This window comes from Streptomyces sp. NPDC047002 (genome assembly GCF_040704505.1).
In the GTDB taxonomy this organism is placed as follows: Bacteria; Actinomycetota; Actinomycetes; order Streptomycetales; family Streptomycetaceae; genus Streptomyces.
In genome coordinates, this window is sequence record NZ_JBEYWC010000041.1 from 45,567 (window position 1) to 63,922 (window position 18,356).

At 72.5% G+C, this 18,356-nt stretch carries 17 protein-coding genes, 4 tRNA genes and 1 riboswitch; of the genes, 16 read left to right on the top strand and 5 right to left on the bottom strand.

The features are described from left to right. Positions 1 to 9 precede the first annotated feature (9 nt). The 5 genes from AB0910_RS28260 to AB0910_RS28280 all read right to left on the bottom strand — a co-directional run bounded on the left by AB0910_RS28260 (position 10) and on the right by AB0910_RS28280 (position 3,801). A complete protein-coding gene (locus tag AB0910_RS28260) occupies positions 10 to 924 on the bottom strand; it encodes a helix-turn-helix transcriptional regulator (RefSeq protein WP_366747490.1) in 915 nt (304 codons plus the stop codon). Between the two features lie 168 nt (positions 925 to 1,092). Continuing rightward, positions 1,093 to 1,359, bottom strand: a complete 267-nt coding sequence (locus AB0910_RS28265) for a Txe/YoeB family addiction module toxin (protein WP_366747491.1) — start codon at positions 1,357 to 1,359, stop codon at positions 1,093 to 1,095. Between the two features lie 24 nt (positions 1,360 to 1,383). Beyond that, positions 1,384 to 1,824 carry a PIN domain-containing protein gene (locus tag AB0910_RS28270; protein WP_366747492.1) on the bottom strand — a complete coding sequence of 147 codons (441 nt, stop codon included), beginning with the start codon at positions 1,822 to 1,824 and terminating at the stop codon, positions 1,384 to 1,386. Further along, the gene (locus AB0910_RS28275) at positions 1,821 to 2,066 is read right to left on the bottom strand and encodes a type II toxin-antitoxin system prevent-host-death family antitoxin (RefSeq protein WP_366747493.1); all 246 of its coding nucleotides are present in this window, start codon (positions 2,064 to 2,066) and stop codon (positions 1,821 to 1,823) included. Before AB0910_RS28275 ends, AB0910_RS28270 begins: the two co-directional genes overlap by 4 nt. Before the next feature lie 1,662 nt (positions 2,067 to 3,728). Continuing rightward, positions 3,729 to 3,801, bottom strand: a tRNA-Glu gene (locus AB0910_RS28280). A 131-nt stretch (positions 3,802 to 3,932) separates the two neighbouring features. On the opposite strand from AB0910_RS28280, the gene AB0910_RS28285 reads away from it, so the two are divergent. The 16 genes from AB0910_RS28285 (at position 3,933) to AB0910_RS28360 (ending at position 18,154) form a co-directional block, all read left to right on the top strand. Next, the gene (locus tag AB0910_RS28285; RefSeq protein WP_366747494.1) at positions 3,933 to 4,283 is read left to right on the top strand and encodes a metallopeptidase family protein; all 351 of its coding nucleotides are present in this window, start codon (positions 3,933 to 3,935) and stop codon (positions 4,281 to 4,283) included. A gap of 272 nt (positions 4,284 to 4,555) precedes the next feature. Continuing rightward, complete coding sequence (locus tag AB0910_RS28290; protein ID WP_366747495.1) at positions 4,556 to 5,137, top strand: hypothetical protein; 582 nt, start codon at positions 4,556 to 4,558, stop codon at positions 5,135 to 5,137. 250 nt (positions 5,138 to 5,387) lie between these two features. Further along, complete coding sequence (locus AB0910_RS28295) at positions 5,388 to 7,493, top strand: DEAD/DEAH box helicase (protein ID WP_366747496.1); 2,106 nt, start codon at positions 5,388 to 5,390, stop codon at positions 7,491 to 7,493. A gap of 167 nt (positions 7,494 to 7,660) precedes the next feature. Further along, positions 7,661 to 7,733: transfer RNA gene (locus AB0910_RS28300), tRNA-Lys, on the top strand. Between the two features lie 165 nt (positions 7,734 to 7,898). Beyond that, positions 7,899 to 8,876, top strand: a complete 978-nt coding sequence (locus AB0910_RS28305; protein WP_366747497.1) for a zinc ABC transporter substrate-binding protein — start codon at positions 7,899 to 7,901, stop codon at positions 8,874 to 8,876. After that, positions 8,873 to 9,820 (top strand): metal ABC transporter ATP-binding protein, encoded by a 948-nt coding sequence (locus AB0910_RS28310; RefSeq protein ID WP_366747498.1) that lies wholly within the window; start codon positions 8,873 to 8,875, stop codon positions 9,818 to 9,820. The genes AB0910_RS28305 and AB0910_RS28310 overlap by 4 nt, the downstream gene beginning before the upstream one ends. Continuing rightward, positions 9,807 to 10,733: a metal ABC transporter permease gene (locus tag AB0910_RS28315; RefSeq protein ID WP_366747499.1), complete on the top strand. Its 927-nt coding sequence runs from the start codon at positions 9,807 to 9,809 to the stop codon at positions 10,731 to 10,733. The genes AB0910_RS28310 and AB0910_RS28315 overlap by 14 nt, the downstream gene beginning before the upstream one ends. Then, on the top strand, positions 10,730 to 11,650 hold the full coding sequence (locus tag AB0910_RS28320; protein WP_366747500.1) for a metal ABC transporter permease: 921 nt from the start codon (positions 10,730 to 10,732) through the stop codon (positions 11,648 to 11,650). The genes AB0910_RS28315 and AB0910_RS28320 overlap by 4 nt, the downstream gene beginning before the upstream one ends. Positions 11,651 to 11,824: 174 nt before the next feature. After that, the gene (locus tag AB0910_RS28325; RefSeq protein WP_366747501.1) at positions 11,825 to 12,685 is read left to right on the top strand and encodes a helix-turn-helix transcriptional regulator; all 861 of its coding nucleotides are present in this window, start codon (positions 11,825 to 11,827) and stop codon (positions 12,683 to 12,685) included. Positions 12,686 to 12,789: 104 nt separating this feature from the next. Continuing rightward, positions 12,790 to 12,863, top strand: a tRNA-Lys gene (locus AB0910_RS28330). 161 nt (positions 12,864 to 13,024) lie between these two features. Further along, a complete protein-coding gene (locus AB0910_RS28335; RefSeq protein WP_366747502.1) occupies positions 13,025 to 13,237 on the top strand; it encodes a hypothetical protein in 213 nt (70 codons plus the stop codon). 107 nt (positions 13,238 to 13,344) lie between these two features. Next, positions 13,345 to 13,536, top strand: coding sequence for a hypothetical protein (locus AB0910_RS28340; RefSeq protein WP_366747503.1), 192 nt, complete (start codon positions 13,345 to 13,347; stop codon positions 13,534 to 13,536). A 79-nt stretch (positions 13,537 to 13,615) separates the two neighbouring features. After that, positions 13,616 to 13,689, top strand: a tRNA-Met gene (locus AB0910_RS28345). A gap of 325 nt (positions 13,690 to 14,014) precedes the next feature. After that, positions 14,015 to 15,139 (top strand): PP2C family protein-serine/threonine phosphatase, encoded by a 1,125-nt coding sequence (locus tag AB0910_RS28350; protein ID WP_366747505.1) that lies wholly within the window; start codon positions 14,015 to 14,017, stop codon positions 15,137 to 15,139. A 273-nt stretch (positions 15,140 to 15,412) separates the two neighbouring features. Continuing rightward, positions 15,413 to 15,569, top strand: a riboswitch (cyclic di-AMP (ydaO/yuaA leader). 458 nt (positions 15,570 to 16,027) lie between these two features. Further along, positions 16,028 to 17,122, top strand: coding sequence for a M23 family metallopeptidase (locus AB0910_RS28355; RefSeq protein ID WP_366747506.1), 1,095 nt, complete (start codon positions 16,028 to 16,030; stop codon positions 17,120 to 17,122). Positions 17,123 to 17,209: 87 nt separating this feature from the next. Next, complete coding sequence (locus tag AB0910_RS28360) at positions 17,210 to 18,154, top strand: aldo/keto reductase (protein WP_366747504.1); 945 nt, start codon at positions 17,210 to 17,212, stop codon at positions 18,152 to 18,154. The last annotated feature ends 202 nt before the right edge of the window (positions 18,155 to 18,356 follow it).

An 18,356-nucleotide genomic window follows, 5' to 3' on the forward strand; every position in this document is an offset into this window, starting at 1 on the left:
CCGGTCTTCTCAGCGGTGGCGCTCCAGCCGCTCCCGCAGCAGCGACGGCGTGCGGTCGAAGGGCTCGGCCGCGCCCGACAGGTTGTTGAGGATGCCGAGGTAGCGCTCCGTGCTCTCCGGCTTGTCCACGTACCGCGCGCTGTTCGCCTGCTCCAGGTAGACGAGGTCGGACAGCAGCGGCGAGGAGAAGCGCAGGTGCACGATCGGATGGCTGATCGCGCCCACCGCGCCCATGCTCAGCGGCGCCACCTGGATCTTCAGCGTGTACGGCAGCTCGTCGAGCAGCCGCACCAGGTGCTCGATCTGCCGGAACATCACGCCGGGGCCGCCCACGGGCCTGGTCAGCACGGTCTCGTCCATCACGGCGAGCAGCACGGGCGGCCCCTCGGCGCGCCGCAGCATCGCGAGCCTGCCTGCGTGCTGCCTGGCCCGCTCGGCGATCGACTCCGCGGACGCCGTGGGGTGGTGGGCGCTCAGCACCGTGCGCGCGTACTCCTCCGTCTGGAGCCAGCCGGGCACCAGGTGCGGCTCGTACGCGAGGATGCGCTGCGCGCCCGGCTCCACGGCGATCAGCTGCCTGGCCCAGCGGGCGACGGGCTCGCGGTAGGTCTGCCAGACCTCGGGCTTGCGGGACTCGGCGGCCAGCTCGCGCAGCCGCGTGCGCTCCCGCTCGTCGTCCACCGCGTACAGGTCGAGGAGCCGCTCCACGTCCTCGCAGGCCAGCGGGGTCTGCCCGCGCTCGATCCGGCTGAGCGTCGCGGGCGAGGTGCGCAGCCGGGCGGCGACCGGGGCTGCGGCCAGCGAGGCGCGCTTCCTGCACCGCCTGAAGTGCGCCCCCACCGCGAGCCGGTGGACCGCGGAGCCCCACTCGGGGCGGTGCGGGAAGTCGAGGATCGACGGCCCGGCTCCGGCCGGTGCTGCCATGGTGCGGCCCCCTTCTCCGTGCCCGGTACCCCGACCGGCGAAGCACCCCAGTATGGCAGCGCCGCCCGCGCAGCACCGGCCAACGGACGGATACGCGACGGAGGTTGCGCCGAAGAACCACTCCTCGGAGCCCTCCTCTCTGCAACGTGGCTACCAGTGGGCACGTTCTCAGCGACGGTCGTAGTGGAAGCGGCACGCCACGACGTGGATGGTGTCGTCCTCATCGATGCGGTACACCAGCCGGTGCTCGGAATCGATGCGTCGCGACCAGTAGCCGGAGAGGTCGTTCCGCAGTGGTTCGGGTTTGCCGATTCCCTCGTGACCATCGCGTTTGATGTCGGTGAGGAGTTGGTTGACGCGCCTCAGCAGTTTGCGATCGTTCGCCTGCCACCACAGGTAGTCGTCCCAGCCGTCATCGAGGAACAACACCTTCATACACCGCCGCGATTTGCCCCGTCGTTAAAGGTCGTCGGGTAGCAGCCGGAACGCCTTGTGGCCGGTCAGCGGTCGGATCATGCGGAAGTGGCGGTCAGTGGTGAACAGCACTTCGGTGCCGTACGCGGCCGCCAGAGCGACGTTCATGGCGTCCGTCATCCCGATGCCTTTTCCTCCGTCTGTGTCCGCGTAGCCCTCGGCGACGGCGATTGCCGCAGACAGGTGCGTGGCCACTGGAGGTACCTCGAACCGGCGGGTGAGCGTGTAGCGCTCGACGAACCGTGCTGCTGTCAGGGCCTTGCGGGCCCCGGAACGCGCGGAGATCAAGTAGTCCAGCTCGGCCAGAACCATGGGTGAGATGACGAGGTGGCTGATTGCCGCGAGTCCGTCCTTGTGTGCCTTGTGCTCCGTGAGGCGTGGATCGAGGAGCCGGTAGAGAGCATTGGTATCGGCAATAGCGATCACGAAGACGTTCCCATCCCCTTCAGCACGTCCTCGATCTCGCCGTTGGTGAGATCGAGGAGGCCGAGATCGGGAAGGTCGATCTCCCCCATCGGGTCGGTAGGGTAAGGAGGGACATCATCCCCGATGGGCACGACGCGTGCGACGGCGACGCCGTTCTTGGTGACGGTGACGGTCTCACCCTGGGCCGCCGCCGCAAGGATTTGGGACGACTTCTGATTAAACTCCCGAGCTGTGGTCTCCATGTAGTACATGTTACTACCCCCGTGTTGTCCTCGTCTCCGAGGCAGGAGGCCTCGCTGTGTTGAGCGTGGACGCGGCATGTCGTCAAGGTCTGACGGGGCCGACCCGGCGCACATGCCGACAGTCTCGGCACGGTCGCGTGGTCGACGGCCTGCGCATTCGGCGTGCTGGCTGTTGATCATGGGTAGATCTCTGTGCGTGGTGGAGATGGTTCTCTTCACTCACCCCCAAGGTCTGACAGCTCACGCTCATGCCTGGCTTTACATGGCAGAAAAGAGCTTCTTCGCGCTGCTGGAGAAGAATGACCTAAACCGCCGTGTCTGGGGCACACGTAAGGAGTTGCGGATCACGATCGTGACCTGGTTCGAGCTTACCCACCACCGGTGCCAGCGCCAGAGACGCCTGGGCTGATTGCCACCTGCCGAGTACGAATCCATCATGACCCGCCAGCAGCTCTCGCTGCATGAACCCCGCTGCCGCCTGATCATGCAGTAATCCCGTCGTCGCTGGTTGTGGCTACGTCGCTCGGCAAGAGGACGTGTAGGCGAGGCGCATGGTGGTAGCGGTTCTGTCCCCGCAGACAGCGGCGCTCGCGGCGGTGCAGTGCGTCGGCGCGGTACGTGGTGAGGTGGTGCCGCTCGGCGGTGCGCCACGCGTCGTCGCGGCTGGTCTCGTCCAAGTGGTCTTGGAGGTGGGGCGGCGGACCGGTGAGCGCTCAGCTCCTCCTTGTGGGTCTACCGTGTGTCCGGCGTATCTTCCGTCCCATGGACGAACAGTCGCGCGTGCGAAACGATGTGAGCGGAAATGTGGAGGGGCCTGTCGTACAGGCAGGGGTTGTTCACAATGTGGTGATGTCGTCTGGTGCGTACACGTACGGTCCTGAAGAGGCTCAGCACCGGGCTCGCATGATGGCGCGCGACAAAGCGATTTGGGGTGCTGAAGACGCGGAGCGAGCCGCAGCGGCGAGGCAACGAGCCAAGTTCCTTCGGCGGACGCGCATTCGTCTTCGAATCTGCGTGGTGTACGTCGTGCTCTTTGCTCTCGGGTACCCCCTGGCCACGCTGACGCGATGGGCACTCGTGTACGAGCTTTTGGGGGGCCTCTACGCTGCAATCTGCCTGGTCGGAGTCGTGGCCAACGGACTTTCCCTTTTCCGGTCCCGCCGCTGAGTCGTCCTGGCATGTCATCCGGTCAGTGGATGGCGAAACTCATGCGTGGCGCTGTGGATGACATGGCGCCGAGCGTCGACCGAGCGGTCGTCGCACTCGATCGGGGTGTCTTCGGCGCGCTCGGTGGCTTCGGGGTCCCGGCTGTCGGGCAGTTCACTGAGGGGCCCTGCGCGCGAACAGTCTGCCCGGCGGTGAGCGGCGAGGACGCGGAGCGGATGCCGCAGGTCACGTCGTCCTCCGTCTCCGCCGGGCACGTGCCTCAGTTCGTGGACCTGAAGATCTGCCTCATCTGCGGCGGCGGAGAGGCGGTCTTGAGTCCGCGCGACTTGATCGACCAGCACGGGAACGGGAGAGGGCCTGGAAGCCGAATACGCTCGGGTCACGGCCGTTCTTGATCGTTCGCGCCAGCACCTCGGTGATGGCATGTCGGCATATGAAAACGGGACAAAAGAGCCCCCCTGTCCGTTTTTCCGCAGTCAGGAGGGTCTTGATGGATGCCCCCAACGGGATTCGAACCCGTGCTACCGCCTTGAAAGGGCGGCGTCCTGGGCCACTAGACGATGAGGGCGAAGGGCCCGCCTGACGCCGGGCGGCGCTTCGGAGGACATCGGCAGCATAGGCGATGGCGCGGAACATCGCCAAAACGGTTTCCCGGTGGTCAGCGTCGCGCCGCGCGGCCCGTGCGGCGACAATGGCAGGGTGCTGGAGATGACGCGCGAGGAGTTCGAGGAGCTGGTCTCGGAGGCGCTCGACCGGGTCCCGCCGGAACTGACCCGGCTGATGGACAACGTCGCCGTCTTCGTCGAGGACGAGCCGCCGCCCTCCGACCGCGAACTGCTGGGGCTGTACGAGGGCACGCCGCTGACCGAGCGCGGCGAGTGGTACGCGGGCGTCCTGCCCGACCGCATCACGATCTACCGGGGCCCCACGCTCCGGTACTGCGAGACCCGCGCGGACGTGGTCAGGGAGACCGAGGTGACCGTGGTGCACGAGATCGCCCACCACTTCGGCATCGACGAGGAGCGGCTGCACGCGCTCGGGTACGGCTGAGCGGGCGGACCCCACCCATCCCGGCGGCCGCCGGGATGGGTGGGGTCCGTGAATGGGCGTGTCCCTGACGGGTGCGGGCCCGTTGGACAGGGGGACGTACCGCTCGCCCCGTGCGGGAGTCCGCCTGCCCGCCCCTGCCCCGGAGGTGCCCCGTGCGCCGTTCGCCCGCCCCGCCGTTGCCCTCGGCCCCTCTGCCGTCCCGGCCCGCCCGTCCCCGCAGGGCCGCCGTGTGGGTGGCCGCTTCGCTGGCCGTCGCCGCCTGTGCCGGCTGTATGAGCGTCGGCGACTCCGGGAGCGCCCCGGCGCCGGGACACTCCGTGGCGGGGCACGGCGCCGACGGCTCGAAGGGCGGTTCCGACGCCGGTACGGGTGTGCCGGGCGGGGCCGCGGGCCGCGGCGCGGGCCGGGGCGCCCACGGCGGCCGGGACGGCGGCAGCGGCGGCAAGGACGCGGACGGCAAGGACGGCAAGGGCGCGAAGGGCGAGGACGCGGCGGGCAAGGACGGCAAGGGCGCCTCGGCCGGGCCCAGTTCGCCAGGACGTCCGACGCCCGTGGTGACGGCGGACGGCCGCCCCGGCCGCCACGGCCACCGGCCGGGCGCGGCGGGCGGCTCGGGCGGCGCCCCCGCGGATCCGCCCGCGCCGCCGGCCGACCCGCCGGGCGGCGACCAGTCGGCACCGCCGCCCCCGCCGCCCGCCGGTGGCGGCGACGGCGGCACGGGCGGCGGCGAGCCGACCGGGCCGGCCGACCCGCCGTCCGCCTCGCCCGCGGCCGACGTCCGCACGGCGGCGCTCGGCCCGGGCGCCGGACCGGCCAAGGAGCCGTCCGCCTCACCGCAGTTGGGCCCGGCCTGAGCCCGGGCTGCCGGGCGCCCCCGCCCCGCGGGGCGGGGGCGGTGTGAGCAGCGTCGCCCCGCGCCGGTTTGCCTCAACCGGCGAAGACTGCGTATGGTAGTAGATCGTTTGATCATCCCCCGGCGCCGAAACAGAAGAGCGCCGTGTGGCGCGTACTCTCCCTTACCGTGGCTGACCGCATTGAGGCGGTCGAGAGGTGAAACACGGAGTTTGGGCGCGTGCCGAGACTCCGGAAGGTTTCGCATTTCGCATGTCCGTTTCCAGTACTGACCACGCCGTCATGCCCGAGAACCCTGAGAACCCCGAGAACGACGCCGCCCTCGCCGCGGTCGTCGACGAGAGCGGCGAGGGCACCGGCACCACCGCCCCCGAGACCACCTTCGGCGACCTGGGGCTGCCCGAGTCGATCGTGCGCAAGCTCGCGCAGAACGGGGTCACCGTCCCCTTCCCGATCCAGGCCGCGACCATCCCGGACGCGCTGGCGGGCAAGGACATCCTGGGCCGCGGCCGCACGGGCTCGGGCAAGACGCTCTCCTTCGGCCTGCCGCTGCTCGCCACCCTGGCCGGCGGCCACACCGACAAGAAGAAGCCGCGCGGTGTCATCCTCACCCCGACCCGCGAGCTCGCGATGCAGGTCGCCGACGCCCTCCAGCCGTACGGCGACGTGCTCGGCCTGAAGATGAAGGTCGTCTGCGGCGGCACGTCCATGGGCAACCAGATCTACGCCCTCGAACGCGGCGTCGACGTCCTCGTCGCCACGCCCGGCCGGCTGCGGGACCTCATCAACCGCGGCGCCTGCTCGCTCGAACAGGTCCAGGTCGCCGTCATCGACGAGGCCGACCAGATGTCGGACCTGGGCTTCCTGCCCGAGGTCACCGAGCTGCTCGACCTGGTCCCCTCGGGCGGCCGGCGCATGCTGTTCTCCGCCACGATGGAGAACGAGATCAACACCCTGGTCAAGCGCTACCTGACCGACCCGGTCAGCCACGAGGTGGACAGCGCCCAGGGCAACGTCACGACCATGTCCCACCACGTGCTCGTGGTGAAGCCCAAGGACAAGGCGCCCGTCACGGCCGCCATCGCCGCGCGCAAGGGCCGCACGATCATCTTCGTGCGGACCCAGCTCGGCGCCGACCGGATCGCCGAGCAGCTGCGCGAGTCCGGAGTCCAGGCGGACGCGCTGCACGGCGGCATGACGCAGGGCGCGCGCACCCGGACGCTGGCCGACTTCAAGGACGGCCGCGTCAACGCGCTGGTCGCCACCGACGTCGCCGCGCGCGGCATCCACGTCGACGGCATCGACCTGGTGCTCAACGTGGACCCGGCGGGCGACCACAAGGACTACCTGCACCGCTCGGGCCGCACGGCGCGCGCGGGCAAGTCCGGCGTCGTCGTCTCCCTCGCGCTGCCGCACCAGCGCCGCCAGATCTTCCGGCTGATGGAGGACGCGGGCGTCGACGCCTCCCGCCACATGGTGGGCGGCGCGGGCGCCTTCGACCCCGAGGTCGCCGAGATCACCGGCGCCAGGTCGCTGACCGAGGTGCAGGCCGACTCCGCGAACAACGCGGCCAAGCAGGCCGAGCGCGAGGTCGCCGACCTGACGAAGCAGCTGGAGCGCGCGCAGCGCCGCGCGACGGAGCTGCGCGAGGATGCGGGCCGCCTGGTGGCGCGCGCCGCCCGCGAGCGCGGTGAGGACCCGGAGGCCGCGGTCGCCGAGGTGCAGGCCGAGGCCGAGCGCGCGATCGAGGAGGCGGCGGCCAAGGCCGCTGCCGCCGAGGCCGAGCGCCAGCGCCAGCGGCGCGACGAGCGCGGCAACTTCGAGCGCCGTGACGACCGCGGCCCGCGCCGGGACGACCGGGGCGACCGCGGCGGCTTCCAGCGCAGGGACGACCGCGGTGACCGCGGCGGTTTCCAGCGCCGTGACGACCGGGGCGGCTTCCGCCGTGACGACCGGGGCGACCGCGGTGACCGTGGCGGTTTCCGCAGGGACGACCGCGACGACCGCGGTGGCTTCCAGCGCCGTGACGACCGTGACGACCGGGGCGGTTTCCAGCGCCGTGACGACCGCGGTGGTTTCCAGCGCCGTGACGACCGTGACGACCGGGGCGGCTTCAACCGCGACCGCGGTGAGCGCCGTGACGACCGCGGCGGCCGTTCGTTCGAGCGCCGCGACCACCGGGGCAGCGACCGCCCGTTCAACCGCGACCGGCAGAGCGACCGCCCGGCGGGCGGCGGCTACCGCGGCGGCTCGTCCGACCGTCCGTACGGCCGCCGCGACGACCACCGCGGTGGCGGCGCGGGCGCCGGCTCCTTCGGCCGCCGCGACGACAAGCCCCGCTGGAAGCGCGGCAGCTGACCCCTCGCGGGGCCCGGGCGACCCCGGGCCCGCTGAACACCACGGCGGCGGGCCCGCCCCACCTTCTCCGGTGGGGCGGGCCCGCCGCCGTCTTCGCCCCGCGCGGATACCCGATCGGCCCCAACGGCCGTGCGGGCTATGCTCGGTGTGCCCTGCGGGGCGCCCAGGGGCCGTTAGCTCAATTGGCAGAGCCGCGGACTTTTAATCCGTAGGTTGTGGGTTCGAGTCCCACACGGCCCACCCCTCCCACGCGCCCGCCGCCACCCCCAGGCGCCGCCCTCGGGTGCCTGCCCTCCGGGCCCCACCCCCCTCGCGGCGCCGCTCCAGAATCACAGAATGGTAATGATTTTCATATCTGGGCGATCGGCCTGGTTTTGAAAGTCATTCCCATTTAGCGTGGCGGGCATGAACGCCACAGCCTCCCGTATCGCCATCGGCGGCATAGCCGCCCTGGCCGCCGTCTCCCTCGCCGCCTGCTCGACCTCCTCGTCCGACAGCAAGGGCAGCAAGGGAGGGGACGGAACACCGGCGGCGGGAGGCGCCTCGGCGTCCACCGCTTCCGGCAAGACCATCCAGGTCGTCGCGGCCGAGAACTTCTGGGGCAGCATCGCCTCCCAGCTCGGTGGGGACCACGTCAAGGTCACCAGCATCATCGACAACCCCAACGCCGACCCGCACGACTACGAGCCGACCGCCGCCGACGCCCGCACCGTCGCAGGCGCGCAGTTCGCCATCGTCAACGGTGTCGGCTACGACTCCTGGGCCGGCAAGCTGCTCGCCGCCAACCCCGGCACGAGCCGCACCGACCTGGAGGTCGGCAAGCTCGTCGGCATCCCCGCAAACGGCAACCCGCACCGCTGGTACTCGCCGGACAACGTCCACCAGGTCATCGAGCAGATCACCGCCGACTACAAGAAGCTCGACCCGGCCGACTCCGCCGACTTCGACAAGCTCAAGAACACCTTCGAGGACACCACGCTCGCCCCGTACAACAAGGAGATCGCCGACATCAAGGCGACGTACAAGGGCACGCCGGTCGGCGCCTCCGAGTCGATCTTCGCGCCGCTCGCCGAGGGCCTCGGGCTCGACCTCGCCACCCCCGAGTCCTTCCTCGACGCGATCAGCGAGGGCACCGACCCCACCGCGAAGGACAAGTCCACGATCGACCGGCAGATCGCCGACAAGAAGATCAAGGTGTACGTCTACAACAGCCAGAACGCCACCCCCGACGTACAGGCCCAGGTCAAGGCGGCCAAGGCGAAGGGCATCCCGGTCGCCACCGTCACCGAGACCCTCACCCCGGCGGGCGCCTCCTTCCAGGACTGGCAGGTGCGCCAGCTCAAGGGCATCGCCGCGGCGCTCCACAAGGCGACCGGGAAATGACCGTGGCGCACGCCCCTGCCCGTACGGCGGAAGCGGCGCCGGGCGCCGCGGCCCCGGTGGTCGCGCTGCGCGGCGCGGGCGTCCGGGTCGGCGGCAGGACCCTGTGGTCCGGCGTCGACCTGGAGGTCGGCGCCGGGGAGTTCGTCGCCGTGCTCGGCCCGAACGGCGTCGGCAAGTCGACCCTCGTCAAGGTCCTGCTCGGCGTCGAGCAGCCGGCCGCGGGCGAGGTCCGCGTACTCGGCGCGCGGCCGGGCAGGGCGGGGGCGCGCGTCGGCTACCTCCCGCAGCGCCGCAGCTTCGACGCGTCCCTGCGGCTGCGCGGCACGGACGTCGTACGGCTCGGCTGGGACGGCGACCGGTGGGGCGTGCCCCTGCCGTTCCCGCTGCCCGGCCGGTGGGGCGCGCGCTCGCGCGGGGCGGCCGAGCGGGTCGCCGAGGTGATCGGGCTGGTCGGCGCCGAGGCGTACGCCGACCGGCCGATCGGTCAGTGCTCGGGCGGCGAGCAGCAGCGGCTGCTGATCGCGCAGGCCCTGGTGCGCCGCCCGGAACTCCTCGTGCTCGACGAGCCGCTCGACAGCCTCGACCTGCCCAACCAGGCGGCGGTCGCCGCGCTGATCGGCCGGATCTGCCGGGAGGAGGGCGTCGCGGTCGTCATGGTCGCGCACGACGTCAACCCCATCCTGTCCCGGCTCGACCGCGTGGTCTACCTCGCGGAGGGCGGCGCGGTGGCGGGCCGCCCCGCCGACGTCATCAACTCGGCGACGCTCTCCCGGCTCTACGGCACCTCCGTCGAGGTGCTGACCACGTCGGACGGCCGGCTCGTGGTCGTAGGACAGCCGGAGGCCCCGGCGCGCCACACCGACCGGCACGGGGACGCGCCGGCCGGGCAGGGCGCCGCTTCCGGCGCGGAGCAGGGGCGGGAGGGCCGCCGTGCCGACGGCTGACGCGCTCGCGCTCGCCGCGGGGGCGCTGCCCGCCTGGTCCTGGAACCCGGCGGCCGACCTGCGGGAGATGTGGGCGTTCCCCTTCATGGTCAACGCCTTCCGCGCCGGCACGGTCGTCGCGGTCGGCGCGGGCGTGCTGGGCTGGTTCATGGTGCTGCGGCGGCAGAGCTTCGCCGGGCACACCATCTCCACCGTCGGCTTCCCCGGCGCCGCCTGCGCGGCCCTGCTCGGCGTCTCGGCGACCTACGGCTACTTCGCCTTCTGCGTGGTGGCCGCGCTGGTCATCGCGGCCCTGCCGCGCTCGGGCCGGGCCGCGGTCGGCCACGAGTCCGCGGTCACCGGCACCGTGCAGGCGTTCCTGCTCGCCTGCGGGTTCCTCTTCACGACCCTGTACAAGGGGCTGCTCGGCGGGGTGACGTCCCTCCTGTTCGGCAGCTTCCTCGGCATCACGACGGGCCAGGTGTGGCTGCTCGGCGGCGTGACGGCGGCCGCGCTCCTCGCGCTGGCGGTCGTCGGCCGCCCGCTGCTGTTCGCCTCCGTCGACCCGGACGTGGCGGCAGGGCGCGGCGTCCCGGTGCGGCTGCTCTCCACGGTCTTCCTCGTCCTTTTGGGCGCGGCGACTGCGGGCGCCAGCCAGATCACCGGCACCCTGCTGGTCTTCGCGCTGCTGGTGATGCCGGGCGCCGCGGCGCAGGCGCTGAGCGCAAGGCCCGCCACGAGCCTCCTGCTCTCGGTGGTGATCGCCGTGGCCGTCACCTGGGCGGGCCTGATCGTCGCCTACTACTCGCCCTACCCGGTCGGGTTCTACGTGACGACGTTCGCGTTCGGCGTCTACGCGCTGGCGCGCGGCGGGCAGTACGTGCGCGGGCGGCTGCCCGCGCGGCCCGCGCTCACGGCCGGGGGTGCGGCATGACCGGGCACCCCGCGGCCGCGCTGCTCGCCGTGGGCGGCGGCCACGATTGGCTCGCCGTGGGCGGCGGCCACGGCTGGCTCGCCGCCTTCACCCACCCGTACTTCCTGCACGCCTTCCTCGCCGGCTCGGCCATCGCGCTCGCCGCGGGCCTCACCGGGTACTTCCTGGTGCTGCGCGCCCAGGTCTTCACCGGCGACGCGCTCAGCCACGTCGCGTTCACCGGCGCGCTCGCCGCGCTCGCCGGGGGATACGACCTGCGGCTCGGCCTGTTCGCGGGGACCGTCGCCGTCGCGCTGCTGATCGGCACGATCGGGCGCAAGGGCCGCGCGGACGACGTGGTCATCGGGTCGGTGTTCGCGTGGATCCTCGGGCTCGGCGCGTTCTTCCTCACCCTGTACACGGCGTCCCGCAGCGCGGCCAACGGCGGCGCAGGGGTGAACGTCCTCTTCGGCTCGATCTTCGGCCTGTCCGCGGGCCAGGCCCGTACCGCGGCCCTGATCGCCGCGGGCATCTGCGTCGCGCTGCTCGCCATCGCGCGCCCGCTGCTGTTCGCCTCGCTCGACGAGGCCGTCGCCGCGGCGCGCGGCGTGCCCGTGCGGATGCTGGGCTTCGGCTTCCTCGTGCTGGTCGGCGCGTGCGCTGCCGAGGCGACCCAGGCGGTCGGCGCGCTGCTGCTGCTCGGCCTGCTCGCGGCCCCTGCGGGCGCCGCGATGCGCCTGACCGACCGTCCGATGCGCGGCCTCGCCCTGTCCGCGGGACTCGGCCTCGGCGAGATGTGGGCAGGGCTCGCGCTGAGCTACGCCGTGCCGACGCTCCCCCCGAGCTTCGGGATCATGGCGGCGGCGACCCTGGTGTACGCGCTGACCTTCCTCAAGGGGGCGCGCGGCCGCGGGCGGTCCGTACAGCCCGCGCTCTGACGGCGGCGGCCGCGCCCCGCACCGGCCCGCGGGGCGCGGCTGCCGCTGCACCCGGTGTTCCGGGGTGGTAAGAGACGGGGGTGGAAAGAGAGCGAAAACGGGACGAGGGCTCCCGTACTCACGTTCTGGTCCTGTGGCAGACTGCGCCCATGCGAGCACTGGGGGGCACGGGTCATGAGTGAACCGCGCTCGGCCCCGACCATAGGACAGCTCGTCCTGAGCAGACAGCTGCGCGGTCTGCGCGAACGGGCCGGGATGACCCGCGACCAGGCGGCCAAGCTCCTGCATGTGACAGTGGCGACGATCCGCCGCATGGAGTCGGCCGAGGTCGCCCTCAAGATCCCCTACCTGCAGGTGCTGCTGCCCGCCTACGGGGTCGACCCGGCGGGCGTGACCTCCTTCCTTGAGATCACCGAGGAGGCCAACAAGCCCGGCTGGTGGCAGCGGTTCCACGACGTGCTGCCCGGCTGGTTCAGCGGATATGTCAGCCTGGAGGAGGCCGCGAAGACGATCCGCACGTACGAGCCGCACTTCGTGCCCGGCGTCCTCCAGACGGAGGAGTACACCCGCGAGATCCTGCGCACCGGCGCGGTGGGCCAGTTCGACCCCGAGCGCATCGAGCGCCACGTCGCGCTGCGCAAGCAGCGGCAGGCGCTGCTGACCAGGGAGAACCCGCCGACGTACTGGGCGGTGATCGACGAGACCGTGCTGCTGCGCCCCGTCGGCTCTGCCGCGCTGATGCGCGAGCAGATCGGCCGCCTGCTCGAACTGTCGGAGCTGCCGAACGTCACGCTCCAGCTGGCCGAGCTCTCGGCCGGCCACCACCCCGGCACGTACACCTCGTTCGTCCTGTTCCGCTTCGACGTGCCCGAGGTGCCGGACATCGTGTACGTCGAGTACCTGACCGGCGCCCTTTACCTGGACGAGGCGGCCGAGGTCGCCGAGTACAAGGAGGCCATGGACCGCATGGTCGCGCACGCCGAGTCCGCGAAGAAAACCCGGCAGATCCTCACGGACCTGTACAAGCAGTTCTGAGGCGCCCCAGGTCCTCGGCGCAGGGCCCCCGGCCCCGGTGCGGGGCCAACGCCCCACGGTCTCGGGCATGTCGCGTGGCGGGGGCCGACTATGCTTCGCGGTGCGGGCCGTTAGCTCAATTGGTCAGAGCAGCGGACTTTTAATCCGTTGGTTGTGGGTTCAAGTCCCACACGGCCTACGTCACGCCCCCGCGCCCGGCCCGCAGGACCGGCCGCGGGGGTTTTCGCGTGCCTGCGGGGGAGCGTGCGGCGGGAGTGGCGGCGTGGAAGTCCTGAGAATCACGGTGGGCAAAACGCCCAGGGGGCTGCGCGCGAGGCCGGTTCGTCGCAGGCTTGGGGCATGAGTGACGCACCGATCGTCGTACACCGGGCGTCCGGGACGGGCGGCCGGCGGGTCACGGTCCGCGGGCAGATCATGGGTCTCGCCCACTCGGACGGCGACCTGGTCGAGTTCCTGCGCCGGGCCGGGCTGCCGGACGCGGAGGACCTGCTCGACGACCCCTCGTGGGTGGAGTGGCAGGGCGGGCTCGGCCACGACTACGGCACGCGCTGACCTGCGCCCCTGCCGCGCCCCGCGGGCGGCGTGTGCTGCCTCACACGTGCGCGGGTCGCGCCTCCACGCTCCGCCGACTGTCAGTGGCGGCCCGTAGTCTTGGGCACATGTTCGCATCACCGTCCGGTGCCGTCGCCGATCCCGGTTCCCCGCGGTCTGCCGCCGACGTCAACGACCGCATCCGCGCTCTGTGGGCCGGGGCCGGCCGTGTTCTCACCCCCGCTGAGCAGGAGCGTTATCAGGAGCTGCTGGTCGAGTGGGCCGCCGCGGTCAAGGCCGACGTGGTCCCCGCCGCCTAGCGGCAGCCCCCGCGGGCGTCCGCCCGGGGCGAACGTGGCGCCGGGCGTGCTCCGGATGGCGTAGGGTGGTGTTCACCGACGCGGGGTGGAGCAGCTCGGTAGCTCGCTGGGCTCATAACCCAGAGGTCGCAGGTTCAAATCCTGTCCCCGCTACTTGTGGCCGAAGGCCCGGATTCCCCGGAATCCGGGCCTTCGGTGCGTTGGGGCCCCGGCCCGTACGGCCCCGCGGCGCGCTCCGGCGCTCCCCGGGCGGTACGCCAGTCGGTCGACGGCGATTCGCCGTCGCGTGCGATGGCGGCGAGCCTGGAGACAGCGCGGTACCGTCCGCAGCCTTGGCGAGGAGACCGGCAGAAAGAGACCACTGGTGGCGAAGACGGGGCGGGGTGAACGGCGCAGGCGGGGCGGCAGGGCGCCACGCGGCGTCCGGATCGCGCGCGACTGGGTCGCCCGGCGCGATGGCGAGCCCGCGCGGGGCGAGGTGGCGCCCACGCCCCGGCCCAGCAGATTCCGCTTCTGGCTGCCGCTCGTCGTGATCCTCGTCGGCGTGGTCTTCGACGCGGTGACGCCGACGCGCTTCACCGCGTCCCCGTTCTTCGCCGCGGCGCCCATGGTGGCGGCCCCGTTCTTCGGTCCCGTCGGGACTCTGGTGATCGCGCTGATCGCGATCGGCACCGAGGTGCTGCTGCGCATCGACGACGGCACGATCGGCCGGGTCGAGGCGGTGGGCGACCTGCTCACCGTGGTGGTCGTCTCGGCGCTCGCGCTCGGCATCAACCGCATCGTGCGCCGCAGCGGCGAGCGGCTGGCGTCCGCGCGCATCATCGCAGAGGCGGCGCAGCGCGCGGTGCTGCCGCAGCCCTCGGAGCAGATCGGCGGGCTGCACATCGCCGCGCGGTACGAGGCGGCGCAGGAGGACGCGTTCATCGGCGGCGACCTCTTCGCGGTGCAGGACACCCCGCACGGGGTCCGGCTGATCGTCGGGGACGTGCGCGGCAAGGGCATGGGCGCGGTCGAGACGGTCGCCGTGCTCGTCGGCGCCTTCCGGGAGGCGGCGGAGCAGGAGCGCACCCTCGAAGGCGTCGCGCACCGCCTTGACCGCGCGCTGACCAGGGAGGGCATCCGGCGCGCCGAGGCGGAGACGGCGGAGTCGTTCACGACGGCGGTGCTCGCGGAGATCCCGCGCGGCGAGGGCGTCGTGCGGCTGCTGAACCGCGGCCACCCCGAGCCGATGCTGCTGGAGGCCGCGGGCGTCGTGACGACGCTCGTACCGGGACAGTTCGCGCTGCCGCTCGGCATGGCGGAGCTGGCCTCCTGGCCCGACCGCGCCGACACCAGCCCGTACCCGCCGGGTTCGACGCTGCTGTTCTACACGGACGGCCTGTCGGAGGCGCGGGATCGCGACGGGGTCTTCTACGACCCGGCGCAGCGGCTGCGCGGCCGGATCTTCCCCGGCCCCGAGGAGCTGCTCGACGCGGTCGTGGGCGATGTGCGCGTGCACACCGGGGGCGGCAGCACGGACGACATGGCGCTGCTCGCTGTGAACCGGCCCACGGCGGGCCAGCCGGACCGGCGGCGGATCATGAGCGTCGTGCCGCCGCCGTGACCGCGGGGGCTTGTAACGCTGCGTGTCCAGGTGCGAGCACTCCGCACTGCTGGGGGCGGGCGCCGGGGGCGGCGGCTGTTGCCCGCTCGGGCGGCCGGGTGTGAGGGTGCCCGCTGAAGCGGGGTCAACTCGCCCGATTGCGGGGCCATCTGTCCTGGTTGATCCGCTGCGGAGTCGTTGACGATCATCTCGATCGGCTTGGAATAACGGCCGGATCTCTATTAACGTTCGATAACGCAGCGCGGTCGTCCCAGCCGTCGCCCACGGCGGCTCCGTGCTCGCGCGCCGAATTCCGCGAGGGAACCGGGGAACCAACCCTTGGGGTGAATCGGGCCTGACGCACCGCCTCTTCGGCGGTCCGCCCTGCCCGTAGGAGACCTTCCTGCTCCGAACCCGTCAGCTAACCCGGTAGGCGAGAAGGAAGGAAAGGAGCGCGCCCCCGTGGCGTCCAACAAGCCTGCCCCGGAAGCCCTGTCGGCCTCGGGCATACCCCACACCCCGTACGTCCCGCACGGCGTGTCCACCCCTCAGCCTTCCCCCGGCGCCCCGGCCGCACACGTCACCCGCACCGCCGCTTTCGACCCGCGGGGCGGGTACGGCGGTGGCTACGGCGACACGGGGTCGTTCCCCGCGTACGGGGACACCGGGGCGTTTCCCGCGATGAGCGACACCGGTTCCTTCCCTGCATACGGGAGCACGGGGTCGTTCGCCGAGTACGGGGACACGGGGTCGTTCGCCGCGGTGGGGGACGCGGGGTCCGGTGCCGCTCACGGGGGCACGGGCTCCTTCTCCGCCTTCGGCGACGCCGGTTCCTTCCGCGTGCGGGGCGGGGACGCGGGCGCGTTCGCGGCGTACGGGGAGGCCGGCGACACGGGCGCGTTCCCTGCCGTGGAGGACACCGCGGCCTTTCCCGCCTACGGGGACACGGGCTCCTTTCCCGCGACGGGCGACACCGCCGCCGCGGGCGTCGGTTCCTTCGAGAGACCCGAGGAGGCCGCAGAAGGCGGCGCGGCCTGGGGGCAGCCCGAGGGCTCGGCCACGGCCATCTCGCCGCTGCGGGGCAAGCACCGGGTGATCAAGCAGCGCAACGCGCTCGCCCGCAGCTCGACCGTGCTCGGCGTGGGCGTCATCGCCGCGGTCGGCGCGGGCGGCATCGCGGCAGCGCAGGGCAGGGCGCCGGTCGCGATATCCGTGCCGGACGCGATCACCGACCACCTGCCGCAGCGCGTAGCCTCGCTGCCGGTCGTCGACTCCCTGGTGGGCGAGGAGGCGCCCGCGCCGGCGGCCGTCCTCGCGAGCGCGCCGCTGACGAGCGCGGGCGTGACCACCGCCGACTACGCGCACGGCGCCACCGACGCGGGCGAGGCGCTGCGCGCCCGTATTCTCCAGCAGGCTTCGGCGCAGCGGCAGGCCGCGGACGACGCCCGGCAGGCGGCCGCCGAGGCCGAGGCCGTCGCCACGGCGCGCGCCGAGGCCGCGAAGCAGCAGGCGGCCGCGGCGAAGAAGGCCGACGAGGCCAAGAAGAAGGCGGCGACCGAGGCGGCCAAGAAGGCCGAGGCCGCCAGGCTCGCGAAGCTGGCCAAGAGCTACACGCTCCCCGTCACCTCGTACACGATCACCGGGCAGTTCGGGGACCCGGGCCCGATGTGGTCCTCCGGCTACCACACGGGCCTCGACTTCGCCGCGCCCACCGGCACGCCCGTCAAGGCCGTGCACGGCGGCACGGTCACCTCGGCGGGCTGGGCGGGCGCCTACGGCTACCGCACGGTCGTGAAGCTCGACGACGGCGAGGAGCTCTGGTACTGCCACCAGTCCTCGATGCTGGTGTCGGTCGGTCAGAAGGTCAGCACGGGCGACGTCATCGGACGGGTGGGCGCCACCGGCAACGTCACGGGCCCCCACCTGCATCTGGAGGTCCGCACGACGGGCGGCACGGCGATCGACCCGCGGCCCTGGCTCGAGGACCACGGACTCAAGCCCTGACGGGCGGGTGGCCCTGGCGGCCCGGCGGGCGCGGCCCGGACGCATGCGGTATGTCCGGGGACGGGCGCGGGTTGTTCAATGGGACGCATGACTGATCGACGCATTCTGGGCCCCTCCGACCTCTCCGTCTCCCCGCTCTGCCTCGGCGCCAACGTCTTCAGCTGGAGCGCCGACGAGCGGGCCACCTTCGACGTCCTCGACGCGTACACGGAGGGCGGCGGGAACTTCCTGGACACCGCGGACGGGTACGGGCGCACGGCGGACGGCAGCAAGGGCTTCGGTTCCGAGGCCCTGATCGGCAAGTGGCTGGCGGCGCGCGGCAACCGCGACGACGTGGTCGTCGCGACGAAGGTCGGCGCGCACCCCGAGTACAAGGGCCTCGCGCCCGACACCATCAAGGCGGCCGTCGAGGGCTCGCTGCGGCGCCTGGGCACCGACCGCATCGACCTGTACTACACGCACGTCGACGACGAGTCCGTGCCCGTAGAAGACATCGTCACCACGCTCGACCAGCTGGTGAAGGAGGGCAAGGTCCGCGCGCTCGGCGCCTCCAACATCAGCCCGGAGCGGCTGACCGCGTCGCTCGCCTTCGCCGAGCGTGAGGGGATCGCGCGCTATGCGGCGCTCCAGCCGCACTACAACCTGGTCTCCCGCGACACCTACGAGGGCCCGCTCCAGGACGTGGCGGCCGAGCACGGCCTCGGCGTGCTGCCGTACTTCGCCCTCGCCGCCGGCTTCCTGACCGGCAAGTACCGCCCGGGCACCGCCGTGGACAGCGTGCGGGCCGACCGCGCAGCCGGGTACCTGGAGAGCGAGCGCGGCCAGAGGGTGCTGGCCGCGCTCGACGAGGTCGCCGCCGCGCGCGGCGCGGCGCACGCGACCGTCGCGCTCGCCTGGCTCGCCCGGCGGCCCACGGTCGTCGCGCCGATCGCCTCGGCGCGCACCGTGGAGCAGCTCCCCGCGCTGCTCGCCGCCGGCGCCCTGCGGCTGACCGACGAGGAGATGACCCGCCTGACGGAGGCGTCCGCCTGACGGCGGCACGCTCCTGGGCGGCGCTCCCTGGGTCGTGTCTTCAAAAGCCCGTCTGGTCGGGGTGGTCCGGCACGCACTCCCCCAGCCTCCGGCCGGGGGGACCCCCACGCGGCGTTGTCGTCGATCGCCGACGCTCCGCGTCGACTCACTCCTCCGCCTTGCGATCGCACGCACCGGACCACCCCGACCCCGCCCTCCGGGC

Bases quoted from the DNA above. Each gene is read 5' to 3' on its own strand.
- AB0910_RS28260 (WP_366747490.1), bottom strand. From the start codon at position 924: ATGGCAGCACCGGCCGGAGCCGGGCCGTCGATCCTCGACTTCCCGCAC.
- AB0910_RS28265 (WP_366747491.1), bottom strand. From the start codon at position 1,359: ATGAAGGTGTTGTTCCTCGATGACGGCTGGGACGACTACCTGTGGTGG.
- AB0910_RS28275 (WP_366747493.1), bottom strand. From the start codon at position 2,066: ATGGAGACCACAGCTCGGGAGTTTAATCAGAAGTCGTCCCAAATCCTT.
- AB0910_RS28290 (WP_366747495.1), top strand. From the start codon at position 4,556: ATGAGCGTCGGCGACTCCGGGAGCGCCCCGGCGCCGGGACACTCCGTG.
- AB0910_RS28295 (WP_366747496.1), top strand. From the start codon at position 5,388: ATGTCCGTTTCCAGTACTGACCACGCCGTCATGCCCGAGAACCCTGAG.
- AB0910_RS28305 (WP_366747497.1), top strand. From the start codon at position 7,899: ATGAACGCCACAGCCTCCCGTATCGCCATCGGCGGCATAGCCGCCCTG.
- AB0910_RS28310 (WP_366747498.1), top strand. From the start codon at position 8,873: ATGACCGTGGCGCACGCCCCTGCCCGTACGGCGGAAGCGGCGCCGGGC.
- AB0910_RS28320 (WP_366747500.1), top strand. From the start codon at position 10,730: ATGACCGGGCACCCCGCGGCCGCGCTGCTCGCCGTGGGCGGCGGCCAC.
- AB0910_RS28325 (WP_366747501.1), top strand. From the start codon at position 11,825: ATGAGTGAACCGCGCTCGGCCCCGACCATAGGACAGCTCGTCCTGAGC.
- AB0910_RS28335 (WP_366747502.1), top strand. From the start codon at position 13,025: ATGAGTGACGCACCGATCGTCGTACACCGGGCGTCCGGGACGGGCGGC.
- AB0910_RS28340 (WP_366747503.1), top strand. From the start codon at position 13,345: ATGTTCGCATCACCGTCCGGTGCCGTCGCCGATCCCGGTTCCCCGCGG.
- AB0910_RS28360 (WP_366747504.1), top strand. From the start codon at position 17,210: ATGACTGATCGACGCATTCTGGGCCCCTCCGACCTCTCCGTCTCCCCG.